Annotated in this window: 18 protein-coding genes and 5 pseudogenes; 9 read left to right on the plus strand and 14 right to left on the minus strand. The window is 40.2% G+C overall.

Annotated elements, in window-relative coordinates:
• Together FC82_RS16830 and FC82_RS17425 are read right to left on the minus strand one after the other, a co-directional pair.
• A pseudogene (locus FC82_RS16830) lies at window positions 1–77 on the minus strand (type II toxin-antitoxin system RelB/DinJ family antitoxin); the annotation flags it as partial.
• Between the two features lie 250 nt (window positions 78–327).
• Window positions 328–495: pseudogene (locus FC82_RS17425) on the minus strand (replication initiator protein A); the annotation flags it as partial.
• On the opposite strand from FC82_RS17425, the pseudogene FC82_RS16635 reads away from it, so the two are divergent.
• Window positions 492–743, plus strand: a pseudogene (locus FC82_RS16635) (transposase); the annotation flags it as partial. The pseudogenes FC82_RS17425 and FC82_RS16635 overlap by 4 nt on opposite strands.
• Here FC82_RS16635 and FC82_RS16640 read toward each other — a convergent pair.
• Window positions 729–929 (minus strand): annotated as a pseudogene (locus FC82_RS16640) (replication initiator protein A); the annotation flags it as partial. The pseudogenes FC82_RS16635 and FC82_RS16640 overlap by 15 nt on opposite strands.
• A 1,292-nt stretch (window positions 930–2,221) precedes the next feature.
• Between FC82_RS16640 and FC82_RS16290 the strand changes: the two are divergent.
• From FC82_RS16290 to FC82_RS16300, 3 genes and pseudogenes are all read left to right on the plus strand, one after another.
• On the plus strand, window positions 2,222–3,082 hold the full coding sequence (locus tag FC82_RS16290; RefSeq protein WP_054762668.1) for a ParA family protein: 861 nt from the start codon (window positions 2,222–2,224) through the stop codon (window positions 3,080–3,082).
• A gap of 1 nt (window position 3,083) precedes the next feature.
• Window positions 3,084–3,383, plus strand: a complete 300-nt coding sequence (locus FC82_RS16295) for a hypothetical protein (protein ID WP_016526703.1) — start codon at window positions 3,084–3,086, stop codon at window positions 3,381–3,383.
• A gap of 128 nt (window positions 3,384–3,511) precedes the next feature.
• Window positions 3,512–4,441: pseudogene (locus FC82_RS16300) on the plus strand (IS30-like element ISLpl1 family transposase).
• A gap of 315 nt (window positions 4,442–4,756) precedes the next feature.
• Here FC82_RS16300 and FC82_RS16655 read toward each other — a convergent pair.
• On the minus strand, window positions 4,757–5,074 hold the full coding sequence (locus FC82_RS16655; protein ID WP_082620415.1) for a LytTR family DNA-binding domain-containing protein: 318 nt from the start codon (window positions 5,072–5,074) through the stop codon (window positions 4,757–4,759).
• Window positions 5,075–5,092: 18 nt separating this feature from the next.
• Here FC82_RS16655 and FC82_RS16305 point away from each other — a divergent pair, with 18 nt between their 5' ends.
• Complete coding sequence (locus FC82_RS16305) at window positions 5,093–5,488, plus strand: MFS transporter (RefSeq protein ID WP_054762664.1); 396 nt, start codon at window positions 5,093–5,095, stop codon at window positions 5,486–5,488.
• A gap of 48 nt (window positions 5,489–5,536) precedes the next feature.
• Here the strand turns inward: FC82_RS16305 and FC82_RS16310 are convergent, their stop codons facing one another.
• The 3 genes from FC82_RS16310 to FC82_RS16320 all read right to left on the minus strand — a co-directional run bounded on the left by FC82_RS16310 (window position 5,537) and on the right by FC82_RS16320 (window position 7,187).
• Complete coding sequence (locus FC82_RS16310) at window positions 5,537–6,124, minus strand: recombinase family protein (protein WP_056997519.1); 588 nt, start codon at window positions 6,122–6,124, stop codon at window positions 5,537–5,539.
• A 105-nt stretch (window positions 6,125–6,229) separates the two neighbouring features.
• On the minus strand, window positions 6,230–6,706 hold the full coding sequence (locus tag FC82_RS17275) for a hypothetical protein (RefSeq protein ID WP_235809268.1): 477 nt from the start codon (window positions 6,704–6,706) through the stop codon (window positions 6,230–6,232).
• A gap of 250 nt (window positions 6,707–6,956) precedes the next feature.
• Window positions 6,957–7,187 (minus strand): hypothetical protein, encoded by a 231-nt coding sequence (locus FC82_RS16320; RefSeq protein WP_056997520.1) that lies wholly within the window; start codon window positions 7,185–7,187, stop codon window positions 6,957–6,959.
• 127 nt (window positions 7,188–7,314) lie between these two features.
• Between FC82_RS16320 and FC82_RS17505 the strand changes: the two genes are divergently transcribed.
• On the plus strand, window positions 7,315–7,503 hold the full coding sequence (locus tag FC82_RS17505) for a putative holin-like toxin (RefSeq protein WP_054762660.1): 189 nt from the start codon (window positions 7,315–7,317) through the stop codon (window positions 7,501–7,503).
• Between the two features lie 96 nt (window positions 7,504–7,599).
• A complete protein-coding gene (locus FC82_RS16330; protein ID WP_056997521.1) occupies window positions 7,600–8,883 on the plus strand; it encodes an ISL3 family transposase in 1,284 nt (427 codons plus the stop codon).
• Window positions 8,884–8,938: 55 nt separating this feature from the next.
• On the opposite strand, the gene FC82_RS16335 is transcribed toward FC82_RS16330, so the two are convergent.
• The 7 genes from FC82_RS16335 to pxpB are packed head-to-tail and all read right to left on the minus strand — an operon-like array spanning window position 8,939 to window position 15,204.
• Entirely contained in the window at window positions 8,939–10,138 is a 1,200-nt protein-coding gene (locus tag FC82_RS16335) for an NRAMP family divalent metal transporter (protein WP_041153577.1), read from the minus strand.
• 21 nt (window positions 10,139–10,159) lie between these two features.
• Complete coding sequence (locus tag FC82_RS16340; protein ID WP_054762657.1) at window positions 10,160–10,909, minus strand: LamB/YcsF family protein; 750 nt, start codon at window positions 10,907–10,909, stop codon at window positions 10,160–10,162.
• Between the two features lie 12 nt (window positions 10,910–10,921).
• Window positions 10,922–11,710: a putative hydro-lyase gene (locus tag FC82_RS16345; RefSeq protein ID WP_080315012.1), complete on the minus strand. Its 789-nt coding sequence runs from the start codon at window positions 11,708–11,710 to the stop codon at window positions 10,922–10,924.
• Window positions 11,703–13,028, minus strand: a complete 1,326-nt coding sequence (locus FC82_RS16350; protein WP_056997522.1) for an acetyl-CoA carboxylase biotin carboxylase subunit — start codon at window positions 13,026–13,028, stop codon at window positions 11,703–11,705. The genes FC82_RS16345 and FC82_RS16350 overlap by 8 nt, the downstream gene beginning before the upstream one ends.
• 17 nt (window positions 13,029–13,045) lie before the next feature.
• Window positions 13,046–13,453 (minus strand): acetyl-CoA carboxylase biotin carboxyl carrier protein, encoded by a 408-nt coding sequence (locus tag FC82_RS16355; RefSeq protein WP_054762655.1) that lies wholly within the window; start codon window positions 13,451–13,453, stop codon window positions 13,046–13,048.
• 16 nt (window positions 13,454–13,469) lie between these two features.
• Window positions 13,470–14,471, minus strand: coding sequence for a 5-oxoprolinase subunit C family protein (locus tag FC82_RS16360; RefSeq protein WP_054762652.1), 1,002 nt, complete (start codon window positions 14,469–14,471; stop codon window positions 13,470–13,472).
• Window positions 14,410–15,204 (minus strand): 5-oxoprolinase subunit PxpB, encoded by a 795-nt coding sequence (gene pxpB / locus FC82_RS16365; protein ID WP_082620416.1) that lies wholly within the window; start codon window positions 15,202–15,204, stop codon window positions 14,410–14,412. Before pxpB ends, FC82_RS16360 begins: the two co-directional genes overlap by 62 nt.
• Before the next feature lie 214 nt (window positions 15,205–15,418).
• On the opposite strand from pxpB, the gene FC82_RS16370 reads away from it, so the two are divergent.
• Together FC82_RS16370 and FC82_RS16375 are read left to right on the plus strand one after the other, a co-directional pair.
• On the plus strand, window positions 15,419–15,691 hold the full coding sequence (locus FC82_RS16370) for an LPXTG cell wall anchor domain-containing protein (RefSeq protein ID WP_235809265.1): 273 nt from the start codon (window positions 15,419–15,421) through the stop codon (window positions 15,689–15,691).
• A 302-nt stretch (window positions 15,692–15,993) separates the two neighbouring features.
• Window positions 15,994–16,334, plus strand: a 341-nt coding sequence (locus FC82_RS16375; protein ID WP_156405167.1) for a metal ABC transporter solute-binding protein, Zn/Mn family, incomplete at its 3' end; no start/stop codon positions are given.

Raw genomic sequence — 16,334 nt, forward strand, 5'->3', positions numbered from 1 at the left:
CTTAAAACTGCTTCGGTATCATCGGCCAAATCTTTATCAATCTTGACTTGGACCCGCTTCTTTTCCTTAACTGCCATGATTGTCTCATCTCCTTTCTTTTGCTACTACCATTATACTACCTTTTGAGTATCTGATCAACGGATAAAACCCTGGCCTCAGACCACTTGAGGTTGGCATTGATCTAAAGGCTGAACTTTTGAGCTAGTTAGCTCTGACATTTATTTAAAAGCCCCTGTTCTTCTGTTTAAGCCAGTTAAATATAGCTTAAGCATAAAGGGGTGAGTAAGTCTCAAAACCGTTTAGAAAGGATTTTGCAGCCTTTTAGGACTAGTAGTACAACCCACTGTTGTCGTTGTCGGCCGGCTTTTCTTCTTCTGGGTGTTTGGCCGCGTATTCTCTAGCCGCTTGTTTATTCCACCAAACACCAAATAGATTTTGCATGGTGCCGTACAGGTAGTTTTCCACGTTCTTGATGTGCTTCTCATTGCTTCTTAGTTGATGGTGGTTATTCAGGCGTTAATTTTCAGCTCGATGTAGCCAGTAATTTAAACGCAACCGTGCAGGTTGCGAAGCGCAATGAGTTGCATCGATTCGAAGTCATGCCCCAACGTTGGGTAGTCGAACGATCTTTTAGTTGGCTAGAGAATTGTCGGCGACTTTGGAAAAATTGTGAGCGTCAATTAACCACCAGTCTGCAAATGGTCGTTTTAGCGTTTTTAGCACTATTACTTAAGAGATTTTAGACAGCTTCTTAGGGCGTTAAAGTAACGTCTCAAGGCTTTAGTCATTAAAAATTTAAGTTCTTCGTCGTCCAGTGGGATTATGACGCCAATATCTTTATAATCCTTCTCAACTCGGTACTTAGCATTTAAGATAATACCAACGAAGCGACGCATCTGTTGCGGGGTACGGCACCAAAAACTAAGCAGTCATGTTACAGCACCCAAGTAAAAGCTACGAAGATAAAAACATTCATCCTCAAAATATGTAACCTAGAAAAAAGGCCTCCAGTGTTAAACCGGGAGCCTTTTTTAGTATACCAATTTCTACTTTACATAAGGCGGCTTATCCCAAGTAACCACCATTCACCCTGATAAAACAACGGTCTGTTATTTTACCTTTGTGAAAATTTCTGGGAAACAATTGGTCTAGCTATTCAATCCCTGATTTATCGGTAAATATACTTTGTGAAATTCTCTTGGTTTATTCCTAGACCATTCGCTTAAATTCAGTAATTTTCTTTATATTCGACTTGACGGGTTACGGTTTTCCATTCAGTTTAGAGGGAGTGACGTTTTGAGCGCAGAATTGTTCCCTGGAAATAGCTATTTGGAATAACTGAACCAGAGTACAATTCTGCTACTAAAAGTTTCCCCTTAGTTCGTCGGTCGTTAACGCCCGTCGCTTGTCTGTACAATTGCGGTATTGCTACCACCACTCATTATAAACCTACGTTTTCGGTTTAACCTACTAAAAAACGCCCTAGTAGGCGTTGGCAATACGTATTTATGTTTGTTCGATCACCAACTAATCAGTGGCACCAAGCCGAAGCTTCGTTTTACCACCCGCGCCGTTAATGGTCGCGCTCACCATTCACCACCCAGCCGTACAGATGACCTTGTTGTGGTATAGCCAGACTTATTGAAGTCGCACTGGCAAACGTGTCCCCTTGGATTTAGACCCCAGCTTGTCCCCTAGGGCTTTAAAAATCGCACCGGCCATGATATAATAGTCAGTAAATGAGTTGACTTTTGTGTGGCGCTCACCGATGCCAGTCGGTGGGTGTTTTTTTTTATGCAGTTTTTTAGGTATTACTTCTTTTGAACTACTGACAGTGTCCCCCATGATTCACAGTTAGTACAGCAAACGGTGGAAATAATGTTAAAAACACATCATATAATAGGACTGTCAATACCAATGATTATAGCCCTTTCATAGGATATCTGTCAACAATTATATTTAATTTCCCTTTTTCCCTTTATCTATTTTTCCCTAAATAGAATTATCCCTAAATAGAATTATCCCTATATCCCTTTTTCTATTTAGGGATATTTTTAATTCCCATTATAACAGTGTTCTCAGTCTATAAGTATCCCTTTTTCCCTTTATCCCAATTTCTATATATCCCTAATTCTATATATCTAAATAACTATTTAGGGAAATTTCCCTTTCACTATTAAATTGTGGTATACTAATTAAAAATCAATTGGAGGTCGTTGTTATGGATATTCCAGACGTAGTAAAGGCTATACAGTCTCGTGATGAGGCATTAACCATTGTGATTGGTAATCAAAAGGGTGGCGTGGGAAAAACAACTAACACGTATCTCATCGCTTATACCTTAGCTAAAATGGGAATACATACGTTGGTTGCAGACTTAGACCCACAAGCCAACGCCACTAAAACACTAATGTTAACGAAAAGTCAGCAGGAAGATACCGTGTACTCAATTAAAAAAACTCTGATGGTAGGCATACAGGAGAAAGATCTAACAGACTTACCAGTTAAGATAATGGATAACCTTGACCTAATTCCTTCATATATTGATTTCCAAGATTTTACGAAATATTTATATCAGAATACGAATAATGAGTACGAAGAAACACATCTGTTGGAACCCTTGTTTAATCCATTGAAGAAGAAATATGATGTAATTCTGTTGGATGTGCCACCATTTAGTATTGAGATTACCCGTAATGCTGTTATCTTCTCAGACTTTGCACTTATCAGCTTGCAAACACACGATGATAGTCTATCCGGTGCAGAAGAGTATGTGAATACCCTTTCTAAACTTCAGCAAGAGTATCAGCTAGATATAGAGATAATTGGTATCTTGCCAATGCTTCACGATGCCCGTAACGGTGTCGATCAGACAATCATACAATCTGCTAAGGATGAGTTTGGAGAAGAAAATGTATTCACAAATATTGTTACTCAAATGGCCCGGATTAAACGATTCCCAATTAATGGAATTACCGATAAGGACCGCTTCGATAAGCGAGTGTTAGACAAGTACCAGCAAGTTACCGATGAGTTATTAAGCCGGATTGGCTTATTTATAGATGATAAGGAGGCCAAGTAAGATGCCAAGTAAAAAGCCTAATATTCTTCAACGAAGGGTTACCGGAGCGGTAAAGCCATCAGAAGAGTACCATGCAACAGATAATGCTACGAAAAAAGAGAATAAATCTTCCTCTATGCCAAAAAATCAGAAAAAATCCCTTAAGGTATCCGCAGAGACTTACAAGGATATGAAAGTCCTGAAGACAATTGAACATGTTAGCTTCGACTACGAGATTATCCAGCTTCTTATTGACCAGTATTACAAGGATATGACCGAGGAACAACAGCGCAGGTATACCGTATTGCGGGAGAATATGTAAGCAGTGCTACATTTAAAATAAAAGAAAGAGGTAGATTGTAAAATTAATCCGAACGCTGTTCGGACAAAAAAGATCAGCTTCCTTTAAAATGGTGTTTACCACAAACCCATCTTTTAGGAGCTGATCTTTTGTCTAGTATAACCTATTCCGAACGAATTAAAATCGAAACCTTTTGTGAACTAGGGCTGTCCAATATCCAAATGGGCGTTCGGCTGAACCGATCACCGTCAACAATTTCTTATGAATTATCTCGATGTCAACCTTATCAGGCTGAATTAGCACAAACAGATGCCGAATACAAGTGATCACGATGTGGTCGGAAAACTAAGCTGAGCGATGAGTTAAAGCAAAAAATTCTCAACCATTTACGTCTAAGCTGGTCACCAGGAATGATTGCTCACGAATTTAAACTAGCTACTAAATCTATTTATAATTGGCTAAATCAGGGGAGAATTGGTTTCTCCTTGAATGATCTACCTGAACATGGCGTACGCCAACGGCGTAACGTTGACCAACGATCCAAATATAATCAATCTTTGGGGCGATCAATTGAACAGCGTCCCATGATGATTAATCAACGTAATCGCATCGGCGATTTTGAACTAGATACAGTCGTTGGTCATCGTGGGCATAGTAAGGCAGTTTTATTAACTTTAATCGATCGAAAATCACGGTTCTTTTGGGCATACCGGTTAAAAGATCGGACGACAGCGACTGTTAATGAAGCACTAACTAAGTTCCTAACCACTTTTAATGGTCCGGTGCACAGCTTTACTGTGGACCGTGGCACTGAGTTTAGTGGGCTAGTATCACTTGAATCACAATATGGTATTAAGACCTATTACTGCCATGCTTATACGCCAGCTGAACGTGGTAGTAATGAACGCTTTAATCGGAATTTACGTTATTTTTATCCTAAAGGGACTCGTTTTGAGCACATTAGTGCTCAAGATTTAACGACGACGTTACTCCAAATTAACCAGCGACCGCTTAAAATACTCGACTGGCAAACACCGTATCAGGTTATGCTGACAAATTTGTCCAAAAATTCGGATTAAATTTGCAATCTACCAAATTAGACCAATTACTGGTGCTGGAACAGGGAAACCGATAGGAAAAAAACTTGATATACCATTAGAGACAAACAGAATCAGAGACAAACAGAATCGCTGTATGAATTCCAAACTGTACCAGTAATGGAGCTGCTCTTTTGGGAGTTGGCTTTTTCTTGTTGGACATGATAATCATCCTTTCTTTATCTTCGTGATTATCATAACGAAAAAGACAAAAAAAGGCTATTTTGAACGTGAACTACAAAAAATAGTGTGCCAAAGGCCCTTGTCACTATCTGAAATACATTTACCTGCCACAGATCACATCTGGAGTCGTTGCCGAAGCCCTCTGATGAACGATCTACCAACCGGCAATTTCTGCTTATCTATCATAATTATCTGGTATGTGTGATTAAACCATGGTTGAATTTCATGAATCTTTTCAATATTAACTAGTACATTACGATGCACTTGAATAAAACGTTGTGAATCCAGATGGCTTTTTAGCCAATTCAAAGTCTCATGTGCGATGAACTTTCCTTGAGTAGTTGTAATAGTTAATTCACCCTGATTAATGACCGCATAGACAATATCATTGATCTTAATGACACGTGTTTTTTCTTCTTTAGTGACAGTGATGAAAGAAGATAGTGGATTATGATTATTGCGCTAGCTTTCGTTGGCTTGCTTTTAGTTGGTGTTCAATGGCTGCCGATTATCGTAACCGGTTGCCTATTCTTATTCGGAATCGGTGGTGGCTATTTTCAGCCAGCTAATATTTCCACTATTATGCAATCGGGTTCCACCAGCAATCAAGGCACAATCGGTTCACTACAACGAATGATTCAAAATATTGCCATTGCAAATGGTACGGCTATAGGATCAACTTTGATTAATTTAACTGCGCCTAATCTTCCCCCGGGGATTCAAGTAACTTGGTATTTGGCTTTGTTCGTAGTAGCCATCATTGTCATTGCTGGAATCTCAATTAACTATTTACACCCAGAAAAGGGCCTGAGTAAACTTACTAATTTAATTAGACTTATTAAGTAAAGAAAATAGGGACCCTTTCAGTTAACATGTGCTAACCAAAAGGGGGCCCTATTTTCTTTTAATACCGTATTTCACACGGTATCGAATAAAGGTCGTCCGTTTAATACCTGTATTTCGGGACACATAAATGTCACTCATGCCAGCTCGATAAAGCTTAAAAGCATGTTGCAAGCGGGGATCGTCTTGGGTGTATTGGGGTTTGCGCCCATGATATTTACCCTGCTGCTTAGCTAAGGCAATCCCTTGCTGCTGGCGCTCAATGATTCGCTTACGTTCACTTTCGGCCTGATACTTATAGAGTTCAATAATCAAGTTGGTCATCAGTTGACGTAAATTTGGGTCAGCAATCCCTGTCATGGACGGCAAATTTAACACATCTAGGGTGGCCCCCTTATTTTGAATGGAGTTCATGATCTTAGTCAAATCATGGTTGTTTCTGCCTAAGCGATCTAATTCAGTGACCATTACAATATCACCCTCACGAATATAGGCCAGCATTTTTTGCAGTTCTGGCCGATCAGTGTTAGCCCCACTTAATTTATCCGTAAATAATTTATCAACGTCTTTTAAAGCCGCTAACTGTCGATCTAAATGTTGCTCCTTGGAACTCACACGCGCATAACCGATTTTAGCCATTTCCAATTCTCCTTTTGGACAGTTCTAATGAACACTTATAATTCCTAATATAGCACAGAAATAAAAAAGACCAATAGGGTATACCCTAGTGGACGTCACGCTAATTTATTGAAAAGGGAAAAATTCTTCTTCCCCTAGATTATCTGTATTTAATCTTGAATTTATAACGTTTTGATTTCCATTTACCATTTTTGATAAATCCTCTGGGGCTGTAAAATCTGAATGCAAAGGAGCTTCTTGATAGGCGATTTCCCAATCTCTCAAAATATTATAATCTTTTGAAAATTCTATGTTCTTTTTTAAACCCTCAAAATCCGGAAATAATTTGGTACTGATGGCTCCGTTTTCTTTTAAATATTTTTGTAAATCATTTCGATCTCTTTGCGATAGTTTGAAGGTTATTTTTTCTAAAAGAGTTTCATTATTCCATGAGTATTTATCGCCAGATTGCTTCAAAAAGTCATCAGGATTATTAGATTGAAGCCAATCAGCCAATATTTTAATTTGAGAGTCTTGAATTTTAGCATTATCGTTTACTTTTGTGCTATCTATGCTAGATAGCAGCCCCTGCTGTGATTCCATTCTTTCGTTTTTATGATCTGTATCAGATACTATTAGCGGTAATTTAGGATATTGATTCTTTAACTCATCATATAAGGTCTTATTAAGTCTATATATGCAATACTTGTGCTTGTTGAAGTCGTCTCTAAGACAATGCATTTTACAAAGATCGATATGTTGGTCCAAAATATTGTCATCAACAAACTGTTTAATATAACTGGTGAATGCAAAGTATAAAGCTACATAGACCGAATAACTCCAGTCTAGATAACTAGTGCTGAGAAGGGCCATCTGCCAGCCCATTCATACCTACTTCTGAATACCCTCGCTCAGCGGCTTTTTTAACAACGTCAGAATAAATATTGTATTGGGCAAAACTGATGTCTGTTTTTAACTTTCTAGCTAGAGTTGGAACTAAATCATATTTTTCAAATGCACACCCTCGATACATGAAGTTGCTATTATCCTTAGCTTTTGAAATGATTTTTTGTAACGTAGCCAATATTTCATTCCTCCTGTATAATTAAAGTTCGTAGAGAAGTTAAGGCGGTGGCTATTTCCGATCGGAGGTGGTGCTTATGGTGTTAAACCTTTAAAGCCCATAAATCCTAACGAAAGGAGTAGCCTAAGTGTCCGTTGCGGACGCTTTACAATTAATGCTGGCTTTCGGTACCTTTATCGTGGCTTTAATTGCATTAATTGTTGAGCTGATCAAAAGTCAGCAAAAAAATAACCGCCTTAGCTCTGGTCAGCTAGCGGTTATTAAGGGTTCTATACCTTTTCCTGTTGATAGATTACTTAACATGGTAATCTGTTAGCAGGATTTTTTAGTTTAAAAATAAAAAAAGGCCCAAAAGCCTTCTGCCTAAAAAATCCACCCACTACAGCATCATTTTTAAAGGACGTGAAAACTTTTGAACCCTATAGATAATAATATAAAATTTGCGCTCAGTATTAAAGATAAAAATGTATTTTTTTATAAATACCAATACCAAATAATTAAATCAAGACGTGCAAAAGTGTTCTCGGCAATCGTTAAAATTCATCAGGAACGCTGCGATTACTGTGGCTTCTCCAGTTTTAGTCACAACGGACACTACGTGTCCCGAGTAACTTATTTAACGGCTAATGCCAGTGAACCAGTTTACTTGGGACTCCATAAAGAACGGCTGATCTGTAAAAATTGTGGCCGGTCATTTATGGCGACTTCCGATATCGTCGATAAAAACTGTTGTATCTCTAAGGCGACCCGACAGAAGATATTGATGAATTTACAGGATGATCGAACTCAGACTAGTATCGCAATTGACGCTGGAGTTTCATCCAGCACTATCTGTCGCTATTTAGATAACTATGATGATTTGTTTCGTCGTAATCTCAATTATCTACCCGTTCATCTTGCGATGGATGAATTTAGAGGTGTTGGCGGCAAACTTCATTTCATTTGTATTAACGGTAATGGCGTGCATGAGATTCAACAAATCCTTCCAGATCGATACAAGAATAGTATCATTGAGTATTTCAAGCAATTTCCAGAAAGCGTACGAGCACGGGTGAAGACAGTTACAGTGGATCTGAATAGTTATTATCAAGACATTGCCAAATTAATGTTTCCCAATGCCAAAATAGTTATTGATTGCTTTCATATTATCGCTATGATGACCCGTGCATTCAATCAAAGTCGTGTTCAAACTATGAAAAAATACAATAAACAATCTGCCGAATATCGAACGTTAAAATTCTCATGGCGGCTTTATTTCAAATCCGCTGAAAATTTAGACGAAAAACAATTATTTTATGATCGCCATCTTCGAAAACAACTCACACAATTAGAACGAGTGGAAGAAGGGCTGGCGGTTAGCCCTGAGTTAAAGGCATCATACGAATCAATGCAAAACATCATGAAAAGTCTCAAAGATCACGATAAAGATGGCATCGTTGATTATTTGCACAACACTCAAAACTTAAGTCGACAGATGAAAGAAATTTTTCGTACCTTCAAAAAAAATCTGGAAGTAATTTTGAATGCGAGTGAAACAGGCTATTCAAATGGTCCGGTGGAAGGCATGAACAGAATGATTAAGCAAATTCAACGAACTGCGTTCGGATTCCGTAACTATCATCATATGATTTCACGCATTAAACTGCGCCAAATGAAGACTAAACCAGATAAAAAAACAGAGTTGAAAGTCGCATGACTTTCAACTCTGTAAAAGCTATCTATCAACAGGATTTGACAAAGAGCCATTTTATTTAAAATTGAATTGTTAATAATGTTCGAATACCAGCGTAGGCCATAAATAAAACAACAATCCAGCCTGTCACTAACAGCCACCGAGGGTGCCGGTATTGCGCCCCCATGATTTTATGACGTGTAGCTGCAATTAGCAAGATGGCAAGGGCGATTGGCAGAATCAGACCGTTCAACGCACCAACAATGACTAAGACCTTAGCGGGACTACCGATAAAGTAGAAAATAATTGTTGAAAGTGCGATGAATCCGACAATAATCCACGGACGCCAGCTTTCGTGGCCTTCCTTGTTCACATTGTAATCCAAAAATGAAATCGACGTAAACGTAGATCCAAGCGTTGAGGTCATACCTGCAGCAAACAGCAATAGCCCGAAGAATTTATACCCAAAATTGCCAGCAGCCACTTTAAAGATCGTAGCAGCCGGGTTAGTTGGATCCAACTGGTGTCCAGCCAAAACAACGGCTAAACTAGCTAAGAACAACATTACTCGAATTACTGACGCCACACCAATTCCAGTTAAAGCACCTTCATTTACATACTTAATGTTATTAATGCCACGGACGCCGCCTTCAAGTAGTCGGTGACCACCAGAAAATGAAATGTAGCCGCCGACCGTACCGCCAACAATCGTGACAATCGAGTAGAAATCGATGGATGTGGGCATAAAGGTATGGTGAACCGCACTCTGAAGAGGAACGGTCGTGACTGCCAAAATATAAATCAAAATCAGCACTTTAACAACGGCTAAAAGTTGAACCGTCCGATCAACAACCAACATAGCATTGCGTACTAAAAATAGCACGATTGTAACGGCTGCTGCAATTAACGCACCGTTCTCTGGTGAGATACCAAAGAGTACATTCAATCCTAATCCAGCACCCCCAATATTACCAATATTGAAGAAAAAGCCACCGATCACGATCAAAGCGGATAAAACATAACCCAACCCCGGCACAACTTCATTTGCCAAAACCTGTGCGTGACGCCCTGAAACAATAATAATTCTCCAAATATTCAACTGAACCACGATATCAACTAAGATACAAATTAAAATTGCAAATCCAAAATCTGCCCCCATCTTACTGGTGAAGGTTGCTGTTTGGGTCAAAAATCCTGGACCAACCGCGGCCATCGCCATCATAAATGCGGCACCCATCGCTACGTTAAACGGTGATCGTTTTTTTGTTTTCTTTTCCATCTCTCAAATACCTCCTCAAGCCTACATCGATTTCACTTCTATTTCTTCTTGATCTAATGCCGAATGGATTTTTTTGACAAAGGCCACCGCCTTAATGCCATCCCCGTGAACACATACCGTATCCGGGTTAATTGTCAAAATAGAACCATCAACTGCTTTAATTTGGTGTTCTTCTACCATTTGAATAACACGTTTAACAGCCACGTCCTCGTCAGTAATCACCGCATTAGGTTTCGTTCGTGAAACTAAGCTACCATCTGGTTCATATTGGCGATCGGCAAACACTTCTTGCGCGTATGGCAACCCAATTTCTTGAGCGGCACTTATTAACTCACTATTTGCTAGTCCAACCAAAATCAAAGTCGGATCAACGGCATAAATGCCTTCACAAATGGCTCGTGCCAGCTCGTGGTTAGCCGCTGCCATGTTGTACAATGCACCATGTGGCTTCACATGATGGAGTTTTCCATCTGGGGTGAAAGCCTGTAATGCACCCACTTGATATTGAACATCAGCTTTTGCAGCCAGCGCGCTAATTTGCATTCTTCGGCGACCGAAGCCCTCCAAATCATGTAATCCAGGATGCGCCCCCAACGCAACGTGATCCTTGGTTGCCAATGTGACTGTTTGTGCCATCACTTCAGGATCGCCAGCATGGAATCCGCAAGCGATATTAGCTGAAGTAATGTACGGTAATACGTCCTCATCCAATCCCAGCTTGTAGCGTCCAAAACTTTCACCAAGATCACAATTCAAGTCGATTTTTGCCATCTGATTACCTCCCTACAAAATATCTGCCAATTGATTATCACGAATATCCGTTACTAACATATGTCCTGGTGCATGTGTAATCACAAATTCAGGCTTACTCTCCATCACCACCGCTTGAGGTGTCACCCCGCAGGCCCAAAATACTGGCACTTCCCCGGGGTAAATTTCAACAGCATCCCCAAAATCTGGTTGATCAAGATTTTGAATCCCGATTCGTTCGGGATCACCAATTTGAATTGGGGTCCCATGGACTTGCGGCAGCCGCTCTGTAATCGTGATCGCTTTAACAACCTGTTCTTCGGGAATTGGTCGCATACTGACAACATAATTACCATGAAATTGACCAGCAGATTTAGCCTTAATGTTAGTTTTATACATTGGTACATTTCGCTTCATAGTAATATGCCGCATTTCAATTCCAGCTGCAATGAGTGCTGCTTCGAACGAAAAACTGCATCCAATCAGGAAACTAACAAGATCACCACGCCAAATATCGGTGACATCAGTAGGCTCAGACACTAATTCACCATTTTGGTAAACGCGATACTTTGGAAAATCCGTTGCCAGATCAACATCCTGTGCGAACGTTTGGAGTCGTTTAGATCCCGCATCCGCAACTTCCAAAATCGGACAGGGTTTGGGATTTCGTTGTGCAAATAACAAAAAGTCGTATGCTTCTTTTTTCGGTAAAATAACTAAGTTAGCTTGTGTGTACCCCGGGCACATGCCACTTGTTTGTCCCGTGAAGGCACCAGTTCGTGATTGTTGTCGAATCTGTTTTGGCGTGATGAATTCAGTCATGGGCATCCTCCTTTATTAATCGATCAATAAATTCAATATCAAACTTATTATCTAAAACATCCTGGTTGTTAAGTAACCGGTATAAGAAATCTAAGTTGGTACCAACCCCTTCAATTACGGTTTCATCGATCGCAACTTGCATCTTTTTTACCGCAATCTCTCTGGTCGGTGCATAGGTAATAATTTTTGCGAGCAGTGCATCATAGTTTGCCGGTACTTGATAGCCTTGATATAGTGCCGTATCAACCCGAACACCATTGCCACCCGGTAAGTGAAGCCCCTTAATGGTTCCCGGAACGGTTGCGGTAATCCGACACTCAAGGGCATACCCGTTTAAGGTAACTTTCTCCTGACTAATTCCCGGCGCCATTCCCGCAGCAATTCTCAGTTGGCCCCGAACGAGATCTACTCCAGTAATAAACTCGGTAATCGGATGTTCCACCTGAATTCGTGTGTTCATTTCCATAAAATAAAATTGACTGGGGCCAGCATATAAAAACTCGATCGTTCCAGCGCCCAAAAAGTTTAGCGCCTTAGAAGCTCGACGAGCGGTCGATAACATTTCATAGCGCGTTTTGTGATCAATTGCGCTCGGTGCTTCTTCCATCACTTTTTGGTGATATCGCTGTAAAGAACAGTCCCGTTCCCCAAGTGACACGGCATTACCAAAGCTGTCCGCCAAAATCTGCACTTCAATATGTCTAGGACGAACAATAAACTTCTCTAAGTACATTTCGGGATTGCCAAATGCCTTTTGCGCTTCCCCTTGGGCCATCGTAAATTCATGCTTAAGTTGCGCTTCACTATGAATCAACCGCATTCCTTTACCACCGCCTCCCGCAGCAGCTTTTAGCATCACCGGATAGCCAATTTCATTGGCTTGATACAGGGCAGTACCAAGCTCAGTGAACCCTTCTGCACTTCCCGGAATCACTGGTACATCCGCATTTTGCATCACCTCACGCGCACGAGCTTTATCACCTAATAATGCAATTGTCTCTGAATGTGGCCCAATAAATGTAATTCCCTGAGTCTCACACAATTTTGCAAATTCCGCGTTTTCGGATAAAAAACCGTATCCGGGATGAATTGCGTCAGCTCCTGTCCGTCGAGCAGCCTCGATAATATTGGTTTGATTAAGATAACTTGCCTGTGGATTAGCTGGTCCAATACAAACCGCCTGATCAGCCATCTTAACATGTAGTGCATCTCGATCAACGGTTGAATACACCGCAACCGTGCGCAAGCCAATTTCATGACAAGCACGAATAATTCGAACCGCAATTTCACCACGGTTAGCAATCAAAATTTTATGCATGTGATCACGTTCCTTATCTAATCGATTTCGATTTCAAATAACGGTTGGTCAAATTCTACGTTTTCTTCGTTGGCTACCAATACCTTGGTAATCTTTCCGGCGTGATCAGCGACGACATCATGCATCATTTTCATTGCTTCAATGACACCAATCGTCTGCCCCTTTTCAACTTGATCTCCAACCTTCACAAAAGCTTTCTCGTCCGGACTAGGTGCCTCATAAAAGATACCAACCATCGTTGCGTTAATGGTCGTTGGTTCATCAGCCACCGCCTCTTCAACTGGAGCAACAAGTTGCGTAGTTGGGACCCCTTGCGTGCTACCACGCTTCAGTTTATAGCGTTGTTCGTCATTTTCGTATTCAAACTCTGTCACATCATTTTGCTTCATTAACGCCATTACAGCCTTTATTTCATCAAGGTTCATCGTATCTCCTCCTATTTTATCTAAACAGTCTACTAATCTTAGTGGCTGTTTTTCGACTTACTTTTGGGTTTAAGGCATCAAACGTTTGTTTGATCTGCTTGAGTTGCCCTTTCTGGTCGGCTAGTGCTTGTTGACTCTGCGTCAAACTAATCATTTTGAATCGAACTACCTGACCTGGTACCAGCTGAGCTATCGTTGGTAAGTCGACAGATGCGACAACGCCAATGACGGGATACCCACCAGTCGTTTGCCGATCCGCCATCAAAACGATTGGTTGACCGTTCTTAGGAACCTGAATGCCGCCAGCCACCGTTGCTTCGGACAGCATCTCTGGCACATTAGCCACTGATAATGGTTGGCCCTCTAACCGTAACCCCATTCGATCCGCATTCTTTGAAATTTTAAACTGTTGGTTTGTAAATGCTGTGATTGTTTCAGCCTCAAACTGAGCAAACTGCGGTCCTTCTGTCACACGAATTAAAACCGTTTGATCTGTGTCGTGTGAGCTAACAGCAATTTTTCGCTTTTCCGGTTCCGCAATCACAGGCTTCGGCTCTACCGTTGCTAGAAAATCCCCCGTTTTAAGTGCGCGGCCCTTAAATCCACCCAGTCCGTAGCGCAAGCTAGTTGCCTTACTGGCTAAAATTGAATCTACTTGAAGTCCACCCGAAACCGCCAAATACCCATAGCGTCCCTGCGTCAAAGGACCAATTTCTAAAACATCCTCCGAATTAACCTCAATCGCCTGATTTTCATGAATCTGAGTACCATTTAGTTTGGCATTAACCACACCACCCGTCACAGCAATGACGGCCGGTGTTGAAAATGTCACAGTTGGTCCTAGAATGCTATATTCAAGGACGGCTTCATTTTCAACGTTATTAACGAGCAAGTTCCCCTGGATCGCGGACCACTGATCCATGACACCAGATGGTGAAAAGCCTTGCGCAAGGCCTTTAGTTCTTCCCAGATCCTGAACCGTCGTCAGTAATCCCGGCTGTGTCACTCGAATCCCCATCTTCAGTCACCTTCCTCGTCTCGATATATACTTGATAGTGCCCTTCGTCCACCATGTTCTTTATCTGCTGATACTCAAAATCAGAAACTGGATCAAAGTGGATATAATCCCCAGCATGATAGTAAAATGGCTCATCTTGATCAGGCTGAAATAATCTTAATGGAGTTTGCCCAATAATTTGCCAGCCGCCTGGAGATTCAATCGGGTAAATTCCCGTCTGCTCCCCTGCAATTCCGACAGCACCGGGTTCAATTTTCAATCTGGGCGTTGCTAATCTGGGCGTCGCAAGTTGTGGATCTAGTCCTCCCAGATAGACAAATCCGGGTAAAAAACCCAGCATGTAAATCAAATAGTTGGGTTGGCAATGACGTTTAACAACTTCTCTCGGTGTCAATTTGGCATGATTAGCAACATTCTTCAAATCAGGACCAAAATCTTTCCCATAACAAACTGGAATATGCACGATACGAATTGCCTGCGTTTGAAGCGTAGATGCTTTCAATGATGCCTGATGAATCACACGCTTCAACTGTTCAAACGTCACCAGTATCGGATCATAAAATACCGTCAACGTTCGAAAAGCTGGAACAAATCCAGTAATTCCAGTCTGTTGCATAGACCGCAAATTTTCTTGAAGTTGCTGAATCGAACGATTAATTTGTGGGTCAACACGATTGCTAAACGTAACATTAATCGCACAGTCTCCAGCTGGATATAATTTATATTCGTCCAATTGTTATCACCTCATTTATCAACATTAAAAAAACATTAGAGAAAAGTTTAACATATTTTGATTAATAAAGCAGTTTACGATTCGATACAATCGTAAAAATACAACGATTACATATCACTTTTATTTATAATCTGAAACTTGAAAGTTCATATTTGGGCAGACACTGCATGGTATCAGCCTTATTTTTACAAAAAATAAAACACAAGCTGCTCCTGTGAAGTATACAGTTGTGTATACAAAGGATAATAAGCCCGTCAAGCCCGTCAAGCCTTTCAATACAATGGGTTCAAATGCCCATTTAAATTACAAAGCGTCAGTTAATACTGTAGTTTCTAATAAATCTACAAAGGAAAATAAATCTGTTAATAATACACTGCCTCAAACAGGTGAGCAAGAAAGTAATAATCTAAGCATCGCTGGAATTATTGCGATGATTCTAATAAGCATGGGGTCGTTTATTGGGATTAGACGTAAGGAAAAAAAGTAAATCAACGTCGAAAAATTCACATAATATAATCCATTTTTTATATAAAAGATAGTCTGACTTCTTAAAAACGGAAGTTAGGCTATTTTTATGTTGGGGTGGTTTTTATGTAAATAGTACTAATTACTATTTACATAAATGTCTTAGTACGATATTCTAGATAATGTATCTAGGTTGTTGTATTTATTAGGGTAGGTGAATGTCAATGAATGTAATCGTATGTAACTAGAAACTATGTAGTTTAATGTTGGTATTAAGGATGAACTGACGTAATTGAGTACTTATCATGGAAGGATAGCACTGTTTTGAGAACATTAAGAAAAAACATTTTAGCATTAGGAGTTTTTCTGTCTATTGCTTTAATTAGTATAGTTTTAGCAGGTTGTAGTAGTTCAAAAAGCTCTAGCGATTATTCGAGCAGTAAAGATATTAAAATTGTAGCCACTACTGATTTTTATGGCGAGGCAGCAAAGAAAGTTGTTGGTAATAAAGGTACTGTTAATTCGGTTATTAATAATCCTTCTGTAGATCCACATGACTATGAGCCTACATCTAAAATAGCCAATGAGGTCAGTAAAGCAGATGTTGTGGTTGCTAGTGGTATTGATTATGATCCATGGATGAGTAAACTCGTAAAGAATAGTAA

The sequence above is a fragment of the Secundilactobacillus collinoides DSM 20515 = JCM 1123 genome, assembly GCF_001435975.1.
In the GTDB taxonomy this organism is placed as follows: Bacteria; Bacillota; Bacilli; order Lactobacillales; family Lactobacillaceae; genus Secundilactobacillus; species Secundilactobacillus collinoides.